This is a genomic window from Citrifermentans bremense, assembly GCF_014218275.1.
GTDB lineage: Bacteria > Desulfobacterota > Desulfuromonadia > Geobacterales > Geobacteraceae > Geomonas > Geomonas pelophila.
Genome location: NZ_AP023213.1, coordinates 1,781,637 through 1,801,054 on the forward strand (window position 1 = coordinate 1,781,637; position 19,418 = coordinate 1,801,054).

General features: G+C 51.7%; 20 protein-coding genes and 1 tRNA gene. 10 read left to right on the forward strand and 11 right to left on the reverse strand.

From position 1 onward, the window contains the following. Positions 1-61: 61 nt before the first annotated feature. The 5 genes from GEOBRER4_RS07875 to GEOBRER4_RS07895 form a co-directional block, all read right to left on the reverse strand. Positions 62-619 (reverse strand): zinc ribbon domain-containing protein, encoded by a 558-nt coding sequence (locus GEOBRER4_RS07875; protein WP_185245300.1) that lies wholly within the window; start codon positions 617-619, stop codon positions 62-64. Further along, entirely contained in the window at positions 616-1,128 is a 513-nt protein-coding gene (locus GEOBRER4_RS07880) for a YqiA/YcfP family alpha/beta fold hydrolase (protein WP_197971398.1), read from the reverse strand. Before GEOBRER4_RS07880 ends, GEOBRER4_RS07875 begins: the two co-directional genes overlap by 4 nt. Before the next feature lie 33 nt (positions 1,129-1,161). Further along, positions 1,162-1,617, reverse strand: a complete 456-nt coding sequence (locus GEOBRER4_RS07885) for a hypothetical protein (protein WP_185244934.1) — start codon at positions 1,615-1,617, stop codon at positions 1,162-1,164. 41 nt (positions 1,618-1,658) lie between these two features. After that, positions 1,659-2,252 carry a recombinase family protein gene (locus GEOBRER4_RS07890; RefSeq protein ID WP_185244935.1) on the reverse strand — a complete coding sequence of 198 codons (594 nt, stop codon included), beginning with the start codon at positions 2,250-2,252 and terminating at the stop codon, positions 1,659-1,661. 350 nt (positions 2,253-2,602) lie between these two features. After that, complete coding sequence (locus GEOBRER4_RS07895; RefSeq protein WP_185244917.1) at positions 2,603-3,901, reverse strand: hypothetical protein; 1,299 nt, start codon at positions 3,899-3,901, stop codon at positions 2,603-2,605. A 1,163-nt stretch (positions 3,902-5,064) separates the two neighbouring features. On the opposite strand from GEOBRER4_RS07895, the gene GEOBRER4_RS20275 reads away from it, so the two are divergent. Continuing rightward, positions 5,065-5,334, forward strand: a complete 270-nt coding sequence (locus GEOBRER4_RS20275) for a DUF6538 domain-containing protein (protein WP_318842568.1) — start codon at positions 5,065-5,067, stop codon at positions 5,332-5,334. Here the strand turns inward: GEOBRER4_RS20275 and GEOBRER4_RS07900 are convergent. From GEOBRER4_RS07900 to GEOBRER4_RS07925, 6 genes are all read right to left on the reverse strand, one after another. Then, a complete protein-coding gene (locus tag GEOBRER4_RS07900; RefSeq protein ID WP_185244936.1) occupies positions 5,326-6,681 on the reverse strand; it encodes a site-specific integrase in 1,356 nt (451 codons plus the stop codon). The two genes, GEOBRER4_RS20275 and GEOBRER4_RS07900, sit on opposite strands and share 9 nt — an antisense overlap. A 438-nt stretch (positions 6,682-7,119) precedes the next feature. Next, positions 7,120-7,569 (reverse strand): hypothetical protein, encoded by a 450-nt coding sequence (locus tag GEOBRER4_RS07905; protein ID WP_185244937.1) that lies wholly within the window; start codon positions 7,567-7,569, stop codon positions 7,120-7,122. Positions 7,570-7,642: 73 nt separating this feature from the next. Then, positions 7,643-8,164 carry a hypothetical protein gene (locus GEOBRER4_RS07910; RefSeq protein ID WP_185244938.1) on the reverse strand — a complete coding sequence of 174 codons (522 nt, stop codon included), beginning with the start codon at positions 8,162-8,164 and terminating at the stop codon, positions 7,643-7,645. A 104-nt stretch (positions 8,165-8,268) separates the two neighbouring features. Continuing rightward, positions 8,269-9,765 carry a caspase family protein gene (locus tag GEOBRER4_RS07915; RefSeq protein WP_185244939.1) on the reverse strand — a complete coding sequence of 499 codons (1,497 nt, stop codon included), beginning with the start codon at positions 9,763-9,765 and terminating at the stop codon, positions 8,269-8,271. Between the two features lie 867 nt (positions 9,766-10,632). Continuing rightward, a tRNA-Val gene (locus GEOBRER4_RS07920) sits at positions 10,633-10,707 on the reverse strand. 113 nt (positions 10,708-10,820) lie between these two features. Beyond that, positions 10,821-12,143 (reverse strand): tyrosine-type recombinase/integrase, encoded by a 1,323-nt coding sequence (locus tag GEOBRER4_RS07925; RefSeq protein WP_185244940.1) that lies wholly within the window; start codon positions 12,141-12,143, stop codon positions 10,821-10,823. 629 nt (positions 12,144-12,772) lie between these two features. On the opposite strand from GEOBRER4_RS07925, the gene cobO reads away from it, so the two are divergent. From cobO to GEOBRER4_RS07970, 9 genes are all read left to right on the forward strand, one after another. Then, positions 12,773-13,303, forward strand: a complete 531-nt coding sequence (gene cobO, locus GEOBRER4_RS07930; RefSeq protein WP_185244941.1) for a cob(I)yrinic acid a,c-diamide adenosyltransferase — start codon at positions 12,773-12,775, stop codon at positions 13,301-13,303. Between the two features lie 57 nt (positions 13,304-13,360). Beyond that, complete coding sequence (locus GEOBRER4_RS07935) at positions 13,361-13,765, forward strand: cobalamin B12-binding domain-containing protein (RefSeq protein WP_085813087.1); 405 nt, start codon at positions 13,361-13,363, stop codon at positions 13,763-13,765. 147 nt (positions 13,766-13,912) lie between these two features. Continuing rightward, on the forward strand, positions 13,913-14,857 hold the full coding sequence (gene meaB, locus GEOBRER4_RS07940) for a methylmalonyl Co-A mutase-associated GTPase MeaB (protein ID WP_085813086.1): 945 nt from the start codon (positions 13,913-13,915) through the stop codon (positions 14,855-14,857). 80 nt (positions 14,858-14,937) lie between these two features. Further along, on the forward strand, positions 14,938-15,774 hold the full coding sequence (locus GEOBRER4_RS07945; RefSeq protein ID WP_085813085.1) for a L,D-transpeptidase family protein: 837 nt from the start codon (positions 14,938-14,940) through the stop codon (positions 15,772-15,774). A gap of 103 nt (positions 15,775-15,877) precedes the next feature. Further along, positions 15,878-16,498: a DedA family protein gene (locus tag GEOBRER4_RS07950; protein WP_185244942.1), complete on the forward strand. Its 621-nt coding sequence runs from the start codon at positions 15,878-15,880 to the stop codon at positions 16,496-16,498. A gap of 157 nt (positions 16,499-16,655) precedes the next feature. Then, the gene (locus tag GEOBRER4_RS07955; RefSeq protein WP_185244943.1) at positions 16,656-17,393 is read left to right on the forward strand and encodes an RNA methyltransferase; all 738 of its coding nucleotides are present in this window, start codon (positions 16,656-16,658) and stop codon (positions 17,391-17,393) included. Further along, positions 17,390-17,662, forward strand: a complete 273-nt coding sequence (locus tag GEOBRER4_RS07960; RefSeq protein ID WP_185244944.1) for a SemiSWEET family sugar transporter — start codon at positions 17,390-17,392, stop codon at positions 17,660-17,662. The genes GEOBRER4_RS07955 and GEOBRER4_RS07960 overlap by 4 nt, the downstream gene beginning before the upstream one ends. Positions 17,663-17,917: 255 nt before the next feature. Continuing rightward, positions 17,918-18,664 carry a 5'/3'-nucleotidase SurE gene (gene surE, locus GEOBRER4_RS07965; RefSeq protein ID WP_185244945.1) on the forward strand — a complete coding sequence of 249 codons (747 nt, stop codon included), beginning with the start codon at positions 17,918-17,920 and terminating at the stop codon, positions 18,662-18,664. Positions 18,665-18,723: 59 nt separating this feature from the next. After that, positions 18,724-19,371, forward strand: a complete 648-nt coding sequence (locus GEOBRER4_RS07970) for a protein-L-isoaspartate(D-aspartate) O-methyltransferase (protein ID WP_085813081.1) — start codon at positions 18,724-18,726, stop codon at positions 19,369-19,371. Positions 19,372-19,418: the final 47 nt, after the last annotated feature.

The window sequence follows — 19,418 nt, forward strand, 5'->3', positions numbered from 1 at the left end:
GTTGTACTAATTGCATTGTTGGGAGATAGCTGCTAATGCAGCCGGGATCCCCCCCCCGGCCTTAATGTACCCCACCCAGTATGATCGTTGATATCACAGTGAAGAAAAACGAGAACGTCACCACCAAAATTGCAGCAGCTACGATACCCACCGTGATCGCCCAGTTGTGGACGCCGCCAATCTGATGGAGTGCTGGAAACAAGTTTTGCGATGTCGAATTCCGCTTCAGGTCCGAGATTTTCCCCAACACATGCCTGTAGTATAGGTAGTTGCTGACGACTCCTACAGCGATGTGCAGGAGAATGTTGACGCCCGGAACACAGAAGACCAAGAAGGTGATTGCTGACTGCCAGTACATCTTTCGGTATAGCATCCAGACGAAGGTAAACGCGAATGCCGACCAGTTCCATGTCGGTAGGAACGTCTCAGTGCCGGTGACGTTAAACTTCCTGAAACTGCCGACGTAGTATTCGGAGTTCTTGCCAACGAATGCGCGGATTTCCTCGTCGTTCACCGTCCCTACGGCGTATCCAAACGGTGCCGAGTGCAGCATGGATCCGCAGTACCGACACTTGATGGCTCCGTCCTGAATATTTTCCTTGCAATAGGGGCATATCATTTCAGCAACTCCTCAATAATATTATTGAGCATCTGGCCGAACAATATCGTCAACGTCGGAATCTGATCATTCAAGCGGTGATCGCTGTCCAGCAAATGGAGTTCCGCTCGAAACTTCCGAGCAAACCTGATCGAGTGTTCGACCGGCACGATGTCATCATTCCAGCCGTGGACAATGGTTGTCCTATCGGCGCACGGTGGCGGCTCTTGTGCTGCGTAGCCCGGAATAAAGAAAGCCGGTGCCATCAGAAACAACCCTGCTGGCTTGATCACGGACGATGCAACCGCAGAAACATACCCACCCATGCTCGAACCAACCAGCACCGTCGTATCCTGTGATCCATTCCAGATCTCCAGCAGCCGCTTTACTCGCTCATCTGGATCAGCTAGATCGGAGTAGTCCGGGCTGACGACCTCGATCCCCTTGGATCTTGCGACATCTGCCAGTGCGAGGATCTTCGATCCCCACGGACCGGATTCCTTGCCGTGTGCGAAATATACTGTTGGCATTGCTCCAACCTCCATTCTGACCCAGATAAATTCTTAGTCACTGCAATCTTCTCTGCCCCCAAACCCCATCTCTTTTTCCCAGAACCCCGGCTGGTCGTGGTGAACATACTTCATCGCATCCTGCAAACGCACGTAATACCAGCGGACGTTTTCGTCTCGCATCGACCCATCCGGGTTTTCCAGATGCTCTCGTAGCAAACAATAATATGGATCAGCCTCATCAAATGGAACGTCAACATAGATGTCCCCCGCATAGCCATGGTGGTAGAATCCACCAGACTCGGCGAATGGACCGCACATCGCCCATTGGATACCGTGTTGGTCCAGCCAGTCCCTGACCGCCCGACGTCTTGCGTCGGTTCCCCAGTTGTAGTCACATTTGGTTGATCGAGCGATGTCGTAAAAATCAAATGGATAGAATTGGATGTAAAGGACATCTCGTTGTTTTTTCCTACATATAGCATCTATATGTTCGATGATTTCAGGCATATTAATTCCTTTACAGTCAAACATAATGACAATGCGCGTAATTAACATTTCGAATCATATTTTGCAATATCACCCACCACCGCCCGTCTCCCAGCCGCAATGATCCGATGCACCGAAGCGATCCCGATGCCAAGCTCGCGTGCCACGTCCACTTTTTTCTTCCCCTCGGCGACCAGAAGCAGGACATCTTCTGTTTTCATCCGAGCAGTCGGTTTCCGACCTTTGTACGCACCGCGCTCCTTCGCCTTGGCGATACCCTCCCGCTGACGCTCCAGCATCATGTCACGTTCAAAAGTGGCTATCCCAGCCAGCATGGTTAGCATGAGTTTCCCGGTTGGTGTCGAGGTGTCGAGGTTAATATTCAGCACCCGGAACGCAACCCCCTTCTTCTCAAGGCGATCCACGATCTCAAGAAGGTGCTGGGTACTCCGGGCGATCCTGTCCAACTTGCAGCAGATGACGGTATCTCCTTCCCGAACCCAGTCCAACATCTTCGCCAGCTCTTCCCGGTTGGCATCGACTCCACTTGCTTTCTCTTCAAAGATCTTCTCGACACCAGCACCATGGAGCTGATCGAGCTGTGCATCCAGTTTCTGATTGTGTGTTGAAACCCTCGCGTATCCAACCACCGCCATATCGCACCCCCTTCCATGCTATCTTTAGCATCTAAGACGTTGTGATAGTATCAAATCCAAACTTGGATTACAATCCTAGTGGTAGTTTTTTTTCCGATGTCACAGGATCTCACTCGACCTCGGGCTATTGATACGGTGGTGGTTGGCTTCGAAGGTGTTGCTCTCGTATATCTATACACACCACTACAAATAAACCTTTCACATTACGCAACTCGTTTTTGCAGGAGCATCGCCTTCTGAGATTGGCCTGATGTAATTGAGGTTGTCGGAATTACTGGCTGTTGCAGGGATCACGAAAACGAGATGCGTAATGTGAAAGGTTAGGTTTGTATTCTATGTATTGAATAACTTCATTCAACATCCTCAGATTGTTCGCAAACCATGTTCCACTTCGTGATCGGTTCCAGTCCGTATGACGTTTCGACAACGTTCTTCATCACCTGATCGAGTTTATCGGCATGTCGTCTCTGGCAGATGAAGCTGTCGTGGACAGGGAGAATCGGAATTTCGGAAACGAGGAAGTGTTGAATCACCTGCGATGCGATGTGCGAATCGTAGAACTGGAGCATCTTACCGCAGTCGGAATTGAAGTAGTGATTGATAAGAGGATGCTTCTCGATGCACATATCAACCAGTTGGCTCGGCTTGTACTTCGGATGTCTTTTGATTTTCTTCTTGTTCTTCTTCCCCTCCTTCTCCTTCAGGTTCATGTCGCTGTTGATGCTGGCAGCAGCCTCCTTTCTGCTCTTGGCATTCAGGCATTTCAGAGTTACGGCTTTCGTTACCTTCCGCCATTCCATCCCGAGATCGGGGGCGTCGATAACATATGGATCTCCGTCGAAGAGCTTGAAACAGTCGATCCCCTCCATCAAGTAGGCGAGGAATACGTGAATCCCCTTGTAGTCGATCTCCACCGTTGGCTCCCCGTTGATCAGGATGTGCTTGCGGTAGTTGCTTTCTATTCGTAGCCACCAGCCACCGTAGAACCGTCCTCCCAGCCGCAGACTCTCGTCGTTGAAGGTGCGGGTTACGATGCGTCGGTCGAAGTTCACCCTCTCGGGAATCGGGCAGGAAAGGGAAAGAGAACTTCTGGCAAGAAGGCGGTTGTAGTCGATTAACTGCTGGTTCCACGCGAGGGTGAACTCGTCGTGAACGAATGGTATCCGATTCTTTTCATGGTCTTTGAATTTGATGAACAATGAGTCGTCGGGGATCCTGTGGTTGAGCGGTAATGCGATTGGCCGCTGTACGTCCTCGATCAAGGCGATCAGCGACGCATTGGCTCTCATGCGTGATGACTTATCTGCGTAGGTGAACCCTCTCCAGTCTTCAATGTAACCTGCGCTGTAAAGCGCATCTATGATGGCCGTAGTTACTCGGAAGCTCAACTGGAGTACATTCTTAGGGTTTTTGAGTCTGTAGCTCACCCCGTACCTTGAGTACCCGATACAGTCGTACCCGCTCATGTGGCAGGTGTACAATTTCGATAGAAGCAGCCTGATGTGGTTAGCCTGTTTGCTGTCCGGTCGGTACTTGTCGGCCCCGTAGACAACTGTCCAGATCGTGGAGATGATCTCTGGTGCATCGACTCTGTACCAGAATTCGCTGGTGTTCAGCGGGATCGAGTTGTCGAGTTCTTCTGGTGTCATCTCGCCCCCCTGCTGTGGATGTTGCTGGATGGTTGGTTGGAGCCTGAGCCACAGAAACTTCCTAGCGTTCTTCGTGAGCTACTTTTCGACATGCTCTCCAGCATTGCACGTCTGGCATGTGCGTCGTTGCGTTCCCTTTGCGTTGCAATTTTTTCCCATTTGGAACTAATTCCAGACAGATGCTCTTCTTTCATTTGCGTATTCTCCTTTGATTTCCAGCGGTTACTCTGGATGCAGTTGTCCTGATCGGTTGACGGGAGCTGAAGACGCACGTCCGCAACGACCGGAGAATGGCAAACCGGCCCAGATGTCCCGCATGGGGTTATGTGGTGAGGGGTAGTAACTGGAGCTACGAGAGGATCTACTTGGTAGGGTACTCTGACCTGCGGTCAACCATCGACTGTAACCTTCATCACCAGTGACTGTTGCTCAACCTGATTTGACCGTATCACGGGTTCCGGTAATCACCAATTAAATTATTGATTGCTGATACGGCTTCATATTGTTTTTTATGGAATCGAGATTGGATTGTTAATCCAAGATAGAATTGGAGATTTGGAAATGAGTGGAGATGTAATGTGGCAGGAGTAAAGTTGTAGAATACAGAAAGATAAAACACACAGTCGTCACGGACGACAGAGTCATTTTAATCCAGATTCGGACTGCTGTCTATTAAATTAGTCAGGTCGGTACAAGCGGAGTTCAGTTGCTGCTGGTGGATTGGTTGCTGGATGGTGTATCGGGAGGTAGACCAATAACAAAGGCTCCAGAGCGGGAATATGAGCGTCTGGTGCAGGTTTCGATGCAGGTTTGACGTGGCTCTGGGAGTGAAGTGTTACGGCGTGGGGGATGGACACCTGCTCCGATGCTCTGGTATATTGCCACATCAACTACCACACGACCGTGTCGTGTGAACATCAGGACGAAGCAGGGTGCTGGAAGAGGCTGTGGCTACTGTTGCAGGGGAAAGACTCGGGAAGTAGCTGGCTTACGAGTCGGTTGTGGTTTGGTGTGCTGGTTTGAAAGATGGTTGCTGAACCCCGATTTGAAGCCATCACAGAACCCAGTATCGCCCACCATGCAAAAAACCTCTGTAAAAAACAATAGCTTAAATAAGATGAGCCATGCTTGCACCCCCTTCTGTCACACAGGAGAATGCGATCATGGCTTCTTTTTTGCGCATCAGAAACGGTAACTTCTACCTTCGAATGAGGGTTCCCGCCGACCTCCGAAAGACCTTCCCGGACACGGAGATCTTGAAGTCACTTCGCACGAAAGATCCCAAGACAGCACGGTTGTCCGCATCGTGTTTGCGCCCACGTTTCCTCGAAGTCTTCACCCTGACCCGTTGCGGGTTCATAACTGATGATCAGGCCCGGAACCGAATCGCGGAGATGCTCAACCGGAAGCCGAAGGATGTTCTTTCAGCTTGAGGTCGTGCGATCAGAACTCGCCGATGGTTCAGTAGTTTCCCATCCTCCCCCAGCTTTCTCATCTCCCTCATAATCAAGCATGCTGATGACTTCCAGCAATAGCTTTGGTTGGTAACGCTTTCCGTATCTGCCAGATGTTATTGACGAATTTGCATGCCCTAGTATCTCTGAGATCATCACCTCTTGCACTCCGAGTTGTTTCAATCCATTGGCTACCGAATGACGAAAACTATGAAAAGTTTTTAATTTATCATCGGTTACGTACTGGCGGTTGAACCGTGAATACCAATTTCCGAGTGCGGGGCAGAAACCATCTATGTCCCGCCGGACGAGATCTGGCCAGAGTTTGATGTTCCCAGCGTTTCGCACTGTCTCCACAAATTCCAGAAGCCCTTTGTTGATCAGGCGAGGGTGGATCGGCACCAACCTCGTACTGGAGGCATTCTTCAGGCGCTTCTCGTCGAGTTCGTTGACGTCGAAACACCACACCCCGTCAACCTGTTTGATGTCGGCAACATGTAAGCCGCATATCTCGCCAAGCCGCATGCCGCTGTATGCTCCGATCAGCGGTCCCCAGTAGCGTTCGGGTTTGGACGCAGGGGAGGGGAGGACCGAGATGATTTTCCTAATGTCTTCCCTTGTGTAGGCTTTCCTCTCTTCGTCGGCCCTGCGGGTCTTTTGTATTTTCAATCCTTCAGTTGGGTTGTCGCGCCGGAAACCCTCCTTGATGCAGTGACGCATCAAGCTGCCGAGGATGGTGAGGAGCTTGTTCACAGTCGTGGTGCTCATCGGGGTGATGTTCGGTAGCGCGATCACTTGCTGGATGGTCATGCCGGGATGCTTCTTGTAGACATGAGCTGGCAGCTTGGTCAGGGTATCTCTCACGTCTCGGACGACGTCTCGGGTGATCTTTGTAACGGATTGGTCGCCGATGATGTCGAGGAGGAGCTTGAAGTAGCTCTCATACTCCAGTGCGGTCTTCGGTGTCCATGCAGATTTGTGGTCAGAGGAGTATTGTTCGATAACTTTCTTCAAGTTTGGTGCGGACGGGGAGGGGGTAGGTTGTCCTTCAACAGCTTGGGCTGAAAGAACATCCTTCGGCTTCCGGTTGAGCATCTCCGCGATTCGGTTCCGGGCCTGATCATCAGTTATGAACCCGCAACGGGTCAGGGTGAAGACTTCGAGGAAACGTGGGCGCAAACACGATGCGGACAACCGTGCTGTCTTGGGATCTTTCGTGCGAAGTGACTTCAAGATCTCCGTGTCCGGGAAGGTCTTTCGGAGGTCGGCGGGAACCCTCATTCGAAGGTAGAAGTTACCGTTTCTGATGCGCAAAAAAGAAGCCATGATCGCATTCTCCTGTGTGACAGAAGGGGGTGCAAGCATGGCTCATCTTATTTAAGCTATTGTTTTTACAGAGGTTTTTTGCATGGTGGGCGATACTGGGTTCGAACCAGTGACCCCTGCCGTGTGAAGGCAGCAAGCTTCCTCCGAGTTTAGAGGAAAATCGTCTATTTACAGGAAGTTAAGGGAGGTGTTTCGCACGAAATTGGCCCTCGGATGTGGAGAATTGGGGCGTTTGTGCCCTAATTTCTACTACGTTTCTACTACGTTCAGCTCCGAGTGGGTTTTCCACAGGCAGAGCGTAAGTGACTTCGCGAATTCCATTGTGATCCCAATTGTTTAGCCTTAGATTAAAAAAACAAACCAAAGAGCTGGGCGTAAAACTGCCAGCACAGCTTTTTAGGGCAGTCGGCGTCCAAGGACGTGGTTATGCTTTCTATATCAGTTAATGCGCTTATAACTAATTCGCCCACTCTTTACATCGATGATTTCGAACTCATATTTTTGAAAAAAAACTGTCTTGGATTCTTTGAGATCGAACTCTAAGGCTTTGCCAAAGGCAGGCTTTTTCAGCCATGCACCATCTTTTCTGTATCCGCCGTAAGGACCTGCGACCGGCTTCATATATTCTGAATAATCTAGAACCAGCTTATCTTTAGTTGCTGATCTTACTACCAATTCAACCCGTTGGGCATCTCCATAAAATACTGAGCCGAAGTGATTATCCTCTCCAGTCATTACTTCTCTTTCGAAAAATATTTCGCCAATACTGGTGTTGAGTTGCATGCCTGGGTTCTGCCCGACTCTATCGATATTTATTGGAGCGCCAGCACAGCCGAAAAGCATGAGTACAGCAAGTAAGACAAGACACAGTTTCGAGGTTGATTTCATTTTTGAGTCCTCCATGCAATTCCATGCATAACGGCGTGGGCGGTGAGCGGGTTTCACCGCTCCACCGGCCTGGTTATGTCCTGTTTTTCTCGTAAGCGGCAGTCCCTTCGTCAAGGAAATTCTCATAGAACCGCAAACCACCTTTTTGAGTGTCAGCGAAACAACCGCCAGTTTCTTCATTCTTCAAAAGGTAATCATACAAGTACACGGTGCTGTTCACTGCGGTTTGAATGAGAGGAATGTGCATTACTTCTTCGGAATCGAGATGAGCAATAAATTTGTCGCGGTAGGTCCGCATCTGATTTACATAGTCATCAAATTCTGTCTCCGTCAGTCCGAGTTCCACCAATAAGTCTCTCTCAAAAGTCACATCATCTGAGATGACCTTACGCCAAAAATGCTTCCCACGGGTATCAGCGAACAACTTGCACCACTCAAGAACGGCGATGTCAATGAAATTGCCATTTGCGTTCACCCAAAACTGGCCTTTAAATTTGGATTTCCCGTTATCCCATCCAGCTTTGTAAAAAGCTAAATTTCGAAGACAGTGACAGCAGAGAATCGCTACTCGTCGAAGATGCTGGCTTCGTGTCATACATACCTCACACCATCAGAAAAGTCAGACTCCAAATAGTTCAGGTTTCCGTGACATAACGGTTATGAGGCGCAGCGGGTTCACCGCTGCCGCCGATGGTTAGATCACTGACTTACATCAAATGTTGATGACAGTTCAGATATAATACTCTCGCTTATATTATTCATAATTGAAACGACGGCAGCTTTCACATTGACAGTATTCTTCAGATTACAATGAATTGTTTTCCATTGTTGCCCGTCGAGAGTTTCTCTTTGGTTCCAACTAACCTCATTTTCTTTTTCATACTTATAGAATATTGCCAATTTTGATTTCGAAAATACAAAAACAATAAACGCCTTATACCATGATATATTTTGTTCTTTTGGCACGAGATTTATTTCTATTGCGTTGCATGGAGCAGGTGCCGTTAATTGGAGACCATCAACAACATCTCTGTACTTTGTAACCGTTTTGTACTCATATTTCTTTTGTCTCCCGAACATTCTTGATACAGAAATTGCTGCGTATATATCAGAATAATCATCTTGTATTTCAACCCTTTCCTTTGCTTCGTACTCCTCCTCTGTATATGTCACTTTTGCAAAGTATGGCTCTTTCTCTTCAGACAGCCAACTGCCGATTGCTTTTATACCAGTAATGTCATTATAGCTTTTCTTTATTTCAATATTGACATCATATAACTGCTTTAATAGGTCACCAAAATCGTGAGCTGTGACAGTATCAACCATACCTGATAAGGACATTTGAGCTTCTTGCTCGCTGCAAAACTCAATTGCTTTTGTTTTAATTGTTTCTACTAACCTAGTTTCAAATGATTGAGCTGGCAACTGGCCAGCCTCATTGTTTTGTTGCTTTGTTTCTTGATTCTCATCTGAACCTTTTATTGCCTTTATCAAATCATCAGAAACTTCACAAAAAACCTCTATGTTATGTGCTTGTTGAATAAACAGTGGAGTTTGTCGGGATGTGACTGCCTTGTCATCGGATATGAAGGCCATTAAATCACGATATCGAACCGTCTTCCCAGAATAGGAAACAATTGCGTCTGCAAAGCTTTTTGTAAATAGGCTGTAATCTTTTACAGCAACGGAGTTTTCTGACGACGTGCATGAGAAGAAAAAATATGTCTTATCAAAATTTGATGTAGCAGATTTCTTAAATATATCCTCTAAGTCTCCAACAGACTTAATATATTCTGTTCCTGCCTGACAAGCGTCTACTACTTTAATGGCTAGAGCTGGTGATAATGATTTGAGCATTGAATCTAACTCACTGTTCCGCAGAGAGGTCTGTTCAATTTTGTCTTTAACGAAATCAGAAAATACGAAAAGAAAATCACCGGAATATCTCGTTCCGTGTCCTGTATAATAAAAAAATACCTCTTCAATTTTTTGACTTTGATATTTCCTAATAAAGGTAGCTATGTCACTTTTAGCATCGCTACCTTTTGGGCTATTCCCAATCACGATATAATCATCGTATTTACTGGCGCCTTTGATAATATCCGTAACCATTCGGAGATCATTTTCACAAGGTGGCAATGCGACCTCATGGTCATACTTGGACACCCCTATCAAAATCGCAATTTTTTTGCCCATAAAATCCACCTCAATTTTGATTATTTATTTCATGATCTAACTACTTATTGAGCGGTTCACGCGCGCGTGAACCGCTGATCGTCCTAAATCGGTTATTCTACCGGATCCTTACAAGTTCGACAAAATCCCGTTCTGCAAAGATGACCCAAACGAAGTCATTTGGATAGATTATCGTATTGAAAGGCTTATTTATCGGGATAAATGTTCCAACTGGCTTGTTGGGCGGTTTTCTGTACAACATCCCGTGACATCCTCAGCAAGCTGAATTTATAACGGTTTTAGGCAGTGGTCAATGAAAAATAGCTTATCATTATCCCGATCACTTTACGCCTCTAAAAATTGGAAACCACTTCGGGTGATGTCTTTACAGGACTAGATCGTATCGTCCGAATCGCGTTGATGTGCTGGGTAGGATACGGACTGATTTCAACATCCTAGGCGGGGTCGAGTGGGTAGGCCTTGTTGAAGTTCGTGAATGATACGGCTGATCGAGAAGGTGTCGTGGAAGATGACGCAGTTGGCGACAAGATGATTGAGCGAGGATCAAGGATAGGATGTCAGTGATCGCAAAAAAATCCACACTATATTTTTGTTTGGATGATTTTGTCACCCATTGAGTTTCCACACCGAAATTCGAAGAGCCGAATTTTTTAGTGAGTCATTCTAGCAACAAAGGTAGGCGATATGAGGCAGAGAGGTGTGGCTGGAGACAGGACTCTATTTAGATAGCTGAATCGAAATGGTCCAAGTATCCTCAGGGAAATGGTCATTCAGCGGTTGGTCAGGGGAAGTGAGAGTGTGGGCGATGGAAAGATGGCATTGAATTGAAAAAGGCTAAGACGTATGTCTTAGCCTTTTTAGTGGTGTTGGTGGGCGCGGCAGGGATTGAACCTGCGACCCTTGCCGTGTGAAGGCAATGCTCTCCCACTGAGCTACGCGCCCTAACAAACTCGTAGCAGACTACCAGAAGTAATAGAACCGAGTCAAGCATAAATCCATTTTGCAAGTTGAACGGTCCAAATGCATCGCGCTCTAGAGCCAGATTCTCCGAGATGTTACTCTTTAGTCTGGTCAACTTCGGTATCACCAGGTACCTCATAATCAAGATATGGGATGTCAAAACTTCTCCTCATAGTAGCCTCCGATTTCCTTGTTTCCAGAGAAGGATCAACCTGAATTAACGCGTATGCAGGGACTTCTGGTCGTTCGGCCCGGTGGGGAAGTTCATGGCGGTTGAGATTTTTGAATTGTGAACCAAGCCAATCCACAGGGCCTCTCAGATTGTTTGGAGCGAGGTGAGCATACCTCATAGTCATTTTCATGTCAGCATGACCCAAAAGTTCGCGAACCCTATTGAGATCCACCCCGTGGATAACAAGTTGACTGGCGAAGGTGTGTCGAAGATCATGGAATCTGAAATCAACGAGTTTCGTTCGGGCCACCGCTGCGGTGAATGATCGGGGAACATTTTTGTAAGGAGCTCCCGTTAATCTATTGAAAAATAAGTATGGTATGCCTTCAACCTGGACCATGTTGCTGAGAATTCGCCACAGCTTTTCACTGATCGGGATTTGTCTCATTCGTTTATTCTTGGAGCTCTGGGTCTCAACAAAAATAAAGCCCTGTTCAAGGTCTACGTATGGCAGACGCTTCGTTTTACCATATTTCATGGTAATCATGTGTGGGGACCAGCAGAGGTTCAAAATCTCTCGCTTACGCATTCCCGTACATAGCGCTGTGATTACAATAGGTTGAAGGTGCAGATCGCAATTTTGGATCAACTTTTCGGCTTCAGCCACTGAGATAAATCTAAGGCGAGCTGAGTCATCTTCATATCGATCGAGCTTTCTTAACTTGATAAGGGTGTTGTTGTCCAAAAACTCCCAATCAACGGCTTTTCGTAACATATGCATAAAAACATTGATTTTTTTTTCGATAGTTGAATTTTTCAGTCCCCTCTTTCGACAAGAACTCTGGAACATTTCTAGATCGGACAGTTTTATATCTTTTAACTTCTTTTCACCGAACGCTGCTTCAAGCTGCGTATATATATACTTACGTAATCGATCATAATCCTCGTACCGACCTTCAGCATACTCCTTGTATTTTGCGGTAAGTTCCTTGAAATATACGACCTCTGAGCGGTCCGTTTTCCTTAGACCAAATTTTTCTTCAAGGATTGCTTTTTGGGACGATTCGTAAACCTTAAGTGCGTCCTTTTTATTTGAGCATTTCGTAGAGAATTGGACGCGCTTGCCGTCCTCATTAGTTATGGTCATCCAGATATACCTGGAGTCTTTCCGCCAATAGAGGCCGGTTGGGAGTTTGGGCTTTTCAGCCAATTTGTTGTTTTTACGTTTTCCTCTGGCCGTGTCCATGTATTATCTCCCACAAAAGCAGCTACTTATATACAGTACGCTGTTGGCCATAGGAATTCAAGCTGCTTTTTACGTTACCAGCTACGTTTTAAGTAACAAAATGAAAAAGCCCGTAATAACTATGTATTACAGGCGTTGTAGACAGTTGTGTGAAGGCAGTGCTCTCCCGCTGAGCTAATCGCCCATGTGTCCCGATTAAATATCAGATCGATTTCGCCGTGTCAAGCCTTCATTGTCCGTGTCCCGGAACTCTTAACTTGCCTCTACTAAGTTCGCTGCTCCGCCTGCACTGGTACAGTTTCTTCATCTCCCTGAACCAGAAAGATAAATAGCGACGAACGCTTCCCTTCTTTCATTCTGGACCATGTCCAGGAAAAGAGTGATCCTCTTTCCTTTGCTCTCATAGCACAAGAAGAAAGTCGCGCTCTCTCACGCTCTTTGTTTTACGATCCTTAAACATTGTTTTAATCAGGCTCTTTCGCCTTGACACGCTCCTTTTGCTGTTGCTATATTGCGGCAGTTCTGACCCCCGCTGCGGGGCGGCGTACGCGGCATCCGTGCCGTTGCCGTAAACTGAACCAATTTTCTGCCGGCGCCGTCCGTGGGCTATTTTTATCAAAGGTGTGCATGTGAAACTGGAACAGGGTCTTATTCAGGTGTATACCGGCAACGGCAAGGGGAAGACCACCGCTTCCCTGGGTCTTGCGCTGCGCGCTACCGGGCGCGAGCTTAAGGTCTGCATGATCCAGTTCATGAAGGGCGGGGGGCCTTACGGCGAGCAGATGGCTGCCGAGCGCCTGGCCCCCTTTCTCACCATTATCCAGACCGGGCGTCCCGGCTGGGTGAAAAAGGACAACCCCCACGAAGCTGACAAGCAGCTGGCGGCCGAGGCGCTTGAACTTGCCGCGAAGACCGTCCAGGGGGGCGAGTACGACCTGGTGATCCTCGACGAGATCAACGGCGCGGTTTCCATGGGGCTCGTCCCCGTCGAGGGGGTGCTCGATCTGATGCGCAAGAAGCCGCACCATGTCGAGTTGGTGCTGACCGGCAGAAACGCGCCCGAAAGCGTGATCGAGGCGGCCGACCTGGTCACCGAGATGCGGGAGATCAAGCACTACTACAAGGCTGGGGTCCCGGCGCGGGTGGGAATAGAGAAATAGCGACGCTTTAACGAGCTTGGTTGGTTTATATTTCAATTTGCTTTTTGGAGGTGTGCCATGGCTGAAAGAAGAATACGTGTGCTGGTAGGCAAGCCGGGTCTGGACGGCCATGACAGGGGAGCCAAGATCATCGCCCGCGCTTTCCGCGACGCAGGTTTCGAGGTCATCTACACGGGGCTGCACCAGACCCCCGAGCAGATCGTTTCCGCCGCGATCCAGGAGGACGTCGACTGCGTTGCGCTCTCCATCCTTTCCGGCGCGCACAACACGCTCCTCCCAGCGGTGAAGGAGATCATGAAGGAGAAGGGTGCGGGCGACATCGTCCTTATGGCAGGCGGCGTCATCCCTGAAGACGACATCCCCGGCCTGAAAGCCGCCGGCATCGCAGAGGTCTTCACCCCCGGCACCTCGACCGAGACCATCGTGGCCTGGATGCGCGAGAACGTCACCCCGCACGCCTGAGCCCGTCCCCCGTTTTTCCTTTCTGCGTCACCTGCGCCGCGTCCTTGCCTGCTGGCAGTTCGCGGCGCACCCGCGTAGAAGCCCGGAGAGCCCCTGCCGCGACTGCTACAGGTGCTCCCGAAATTCTTGATTTTCTGGAGTTGAAACATGAGCCTTGCCGAACGTGTGCTGGATGGCGAAATACGCGCCGCGGCGCGCCTGATGCGGGATATCGACGACCGCTTTAAAAGCGCCGTCGACGAGCTGAAGATCCTCTACCCCCATACCGGAAACGCCTACATCATCGGCATCACGGGCCCGCCGGGTGCAGGCAAGTCCACCCTGGTGGATCAGGTGGTGGCGGCCTACCGCAAGAAGGACCTCCTGGTGGGCGTGGTGGCGATCGACCCCACGAGCCCCTTTTCCGGCGGCGCCATTCTGGGCGACCGCATCAGGATGAACCGCCACGCGGACGACGCAGGGGTCTTCATCAGGAGTCTCGCCACCCGCGGCGCTCTTGGCGGGCTCTCCCGCTCGACCATGGACGTCCTCAATGTGATGGACGCGATGGGGCTCGACGTCATCGTGGTGGAAACGGTCGGGGTAGGGCAGGACGAGGTAGACATCGTTTCCACCGCGCATACCACGGTGGTGGTGATGGTCCCCGGCCTGGGAGACGACATCCAGGCGATCAAGGCGGGGATCCTGGAGATCGGCGACGTCTTCGTGGTCAACAAGGCGGACCGGGACGGCGCCGATCGGACCGCGCGCGAGCTGACCGCGATGCTCGAGATGAAACACCCGGAGCCCGGGGACTGGATGCCGCACGTGATCAAGACCGAAGCGGCGAAGGGGCTCGGCATCGACGAGCTGGTGGAAGAGTTCGAGGCGCACCGCACCTACCTGAAGGAGTCCGGCCACCTGCAGCGCCTGATCGAGGAAAGAAACGCCAAGATCTTCGCGGACACGCTGCGCGAGGAGCTCTTCGAGTCGGTCTTCGGCGCGATAAAGGAGAACGGGAAGTACCAGCAGATCCTGGACGGCATGCGCGACAGGAGCACCGATCCCTACAGCGCCGTCGAAGAGGTCATGGCCGCTCGCTCTTTTTCTTGACCCTGAGACGCAATGATGTTAATTAGAAGGCGAAATGGGGCGTACGCCCCATTAGTCGTTTCTGGTCGGGAGTTTTCGAGATGTTTCGTAAGATACTGTTTTTCCTTTTCGTAGCCGTAGCTTTTTCCATCGTAGTCTACAATCCCTTGGCTACCTCCGAACCCTCCGCCAACCCCGACGACCCGGCCAAGGAAGACTTAACCCGCGTAGAATACCCGAGCCTCGCCACGGTCCCCTGGACCGGACACTTCGTAAAGCCCAACGACACCCTTGAATCGCTCTTCGGTGCCGACTGGCCCACGGTCGCGCGCTTCAACAGGATCGACCGCCGCCACGTCTACCCCGGCATGACAATAAAGGTCCCCAAGGACTTGGCCGCCGCCAAAAACTACTGCCCGCTTCCCGCCGAATACCCGGAGGCCAAGCGCTACGGTAAATACATCCTCATTGACCTCACCGAGCAGTGGATGGGGGCCTACGAGAACGGGAAGTTAAAGTTCTCCGCTCCCGCCGCAACAGGCGCTGCCGGGCATGAGACCCCGGTGGGGCTCTACCGCATCGACGCCCGCGACAGGCAGCACACCTCCTCGCTCTACCAGACCGAAGATGGCTCGGCGCAGTACCCGATGGACAACGCCATGCGCTTCCACATCGGTCCCGACAACGTCTCCTACTGGATCCATGCCAGGGACCTTCCCGGCAAGCCCGCCTCCCATGGCTGCGTCGGCCTCTTCGACGAGGGGATGCAGAACCGGGTCTACGGCATCCCGGAAAAGCCGGTGCTCATCGACTCGCAGAAGTTCTACGCCTGGGCCGTCGGCGAGAACGAGTACGAGGACGACAGCGGCCACCTGGAAGAGCTTGAGGACGGCCCTGCAGTCGAGGTGAGGGGAGCGAACCCGGTCTACCGGAAGTGAGATATTCGAAAGGGAGCGACTGACCCGGGCGCTGGTTTTGCTTACTCTGAAACTGCGCCTTTGGTGCGGGCTGCTTTCATCTCACTGTGACACCGGAGCGGCGGTGCAGGAATTTTTCAAGGAATACCTGCAGGTGCATGGGTACTGGGTGCTGTTTCTGGGGACCTTTCTCGAAGGAGAGGCGATCCTCATCTTCGCCGGGTTCCTCGCCTTCGGGGGGTACCTGAACATCTACCTGGTCATGCTATCTGCTTTGGCGGGTTCTTTCCTGGGCGATCAGTTCTACTTCCATGTCGGACGTCGCAAGGGCCCCTTCCTCCTCAAGTTCTTTACCTCCATAGCCAGGAAGTTCAGAAAGGCCCTGAAGCTGATCGAGCGCTACGGCGCCTTCGTTGCCTTCATCTCCCGCTACACCTACGGCTTCAGGATCGTGCTTCCCATCATACTCGGCATGACGCCGTTTCCCTCACGTTACTTTCTGTACTTGAACCTGGCATCCGCCCTCAGTTGGTCCGTCGTCTTCTCCATGGCCGGGTACCTTTTCGGCAAAGGCGCTGCGCTCTTCATCGAAGACGTGGGGCGCTACGAGCCGTACCTGCTTCTTGCCCTGGGTTCCATCGTCTTTTGCTTCTGGATCAGCCATTTCGTGATCCACTGGTGGCGCAAGCGCCCGGCCAGGGCCAGGCTGAGAAGGATGAAGGCACGGCATAACCTATCCCCATAGCCGCGAAGCGCACGGCCGGGTACGACAGGAAGCGTTGAAGTTCTAGCATTTTCTCCGTTGCCAATGGTTTAGTGCTTCCGACTCAGCAGTTGAAAACCCTGCCCTGTTGTGGTCTAATGCCCCAGTTCCGATAATTTCCCGAAGATAAAGGTAGTGCATGGATTTGAAGCAAAGAGTATCCGTCGTTTTGGTAGGGACCCAGAGTCCTGGCAACATAGGTATGGTCTGCAGGGCGATGAAGAACATGGGGCTCTCGGACCTGCGCCTGGTAAACCCGTGCCAGGTAGATCACCTGGACGCAATCAAGTTCGCCGTGTCCGCCCGGAACATACTCGATTCCGCCCGGATCTTCACCTCGCTGGAAGACGCCATCGCCGACTGCGAGTTCTCGGTCGCCACCACCAGGCGCCATGGCAAATACCGGAACGAGATCTCCACCCCGGCCGAGATCGTGGAGCGCTTCTCCACTTGCGCCCCTTCAAGCCGTCTGGCGCTCGTTTTCGGGCGCGAGGACAGCGGCCTTACCACCGACGAGGTCGCCCTTTGCCGCTGGCAATCGACCATAGAGACCGCAGACGAATTCGGCTCCTTGAATCTTTCCCAGGCCGTCCTCATCTTCTGCTACGAGTTTCTCAAGGGCGTGGCCCTTGCGCCGGTCAAGCAGGCCCGTGAAGTTGCGGGTTCGGCCTCGCTTGAGCCTTTGTACCAGCACATGGAGCGCTCCTTTTTGCGGATAGGCTATCTCAACCCGCAAAACCCAGACCACATGATGCGGACCTTGCGGCGCGTTTTCTCCCGGGCCGAGCTCGACGAGCGTGAGGTCTCATCGCTGCGCGGGCTCCTCTCCCAGATCGACTGGGCCTGCGCCGAGTTCAAGGGGAAGAAGGGCGAATGACTCTCGTCGGCGCCCTCGGCCTTTGCGCCGGGCTTCTCACCAGCGGGGCGGCCGTTCCCCAGGTCTACAAGACCTACCGGACCAGGCATGCGCGCGACATCTCCATGTGGCAGCTGGTCATGTTGAGCCTGGGCATGCTGCTCTGGCTCATCTACGGCACTTTTATCGGCGATCTTCCCCTGATCCTTGCCAACACCTTTTCCATCGGCTGCTACATCTCGCTGATAGCGATGAAGCTCCGCTATGACAGAAAGGATCGAGGCCGCTAACGGCGTCGCACACGGATTTAACGGATGACGCGGATAACGGCGGATTAAGCTAGAGCAGGGTTTTCGTTTAATCTGAAGTTATCGGGCTTTTGATCCGCGTCATCCGCGTGCGAGGGTTGATTTTAAATAAGCCCCTGCTGTATATTAAAATATGCTAAAATTCTTCTTCTCTCACCCAAAGAGGAAGCAGGCGAGCGGGACGCTGGGCCTTTTACTGATGTTTTGCAGCTTTTGACTTAGCGAGGGGGTTTCAAAGTGAAGATTCTCCTTACCAACGACGACGGTGTGCATTCTCCAGGTCTCGCCGCGTTGATCAAGATGGTTTCCGAGGTGGCAGAAGTGGTGGTAGTGGCCCCGGACCGCGAACAAAGCGCCGTATCCCATGCGCTCACCCTGCATCGCCCGCTGAGAGCGGCCCGTATCGGCACCAACGTCTTCGCCGTCGAGGGAACCCCTACCGACTGCGTCAACCTTGGCATCCACAGCCTTTTGTCGTTCCGCCCGGACCTCGTCATCTCCGGGGTCAACCGCGGCGCCAACATAGCGGACGACGTCACCTATTCCGGCACCGTGGCGGCGGCGCTGGAGGCGACCTTGATGGGTATTCCCGCCATCGCCGTCTCCCTAGTGACCCGCTCGGGAGGGGAGCATTTCGAGGCCGCTGCCGCCTGCGCCGCAAGGCTTGCCCTGACGGTGCACGAAAAAGGGCTGCCGCGCGACACCTATCTCAACGTGAACGTGCCTGATCTCCCAGCGGAAAAACTCCTGCCGCCGCTCATCACCTGCCAGGGAAAGCGCAGTTACGAGGGGACCATAGTAGACAAGGTCGATCCCCGCGGCAGGAACTACTACTGGATCGGCACCACCGATCTGAGCTTCGAGGATATTCCCGGCACCGATTATCATGCCGTTTCCAGGGGGCATGTATCTATATCGCCCTTGCACATCGATCTCACGAACCATGCAACCATCGAGATGCTGAAGAGCTGGGAACTGCCGTGATGCTGGACTTTTAGAGCTCCTTTTGTTATATTTCCCCGCTGCTTGAGATCGGGGGGGAAATGAATTCTGCTGTTGCACGCAAGAGAATGGTGGCCGAGCTGGTGAAGCGCGGCATCACCGACCAGCGGGTGCTGGGCGCCATGCTGGAGATTCCGAGACACATATTCGTTGAAGAGGCCATGTCTGCTCAGGCCTACAGCGACGGCTCGCTGCCCATCGGAGAAAAACAGACCATCTCGCAGCCGTACATAGTGGCGAAGATGACGCAGCTCTTGGAGCTTTCCGGGCGCGAAAAGGTGCTGGAGTTAGGGACCGGTTCCGGCTACCAGGCCGCGGTACTCGCGACACTCGCCGACCGGGTCTGCACGGTGGAGCGCATCCGCCCGCTGGCCCTCAAGGCGCGCAAAGCGCTCGACAGCCTCAGGCTTTTGAACGTAAATCTGAAGATAGGGGACGGAACCGAGGGGTGGCCCGAGGAGGCACCTTTCGACGCCATCCTGGTCACCGCCGGCGCTCCGCATCTCCCCGACTGCCTGGTTCAGCAGCTTGCCCCGGGCGGCAGGCTGGTGATCCCTGTGGGCGACAGGATCGACCAGAGGCTCTTGCTGGTGACAAAGGGAATGGACGGCAGCGTGGCCACGGAAGAGTGCGACGACTGCCGCTTCGTAAGGCTTATCGGAAAAAACGGTTGGAATGACGAGCAGTAGCAAAGGTTGCCGACACACCATCTCAAAGCTTTGCTAAAGGAGTCTTG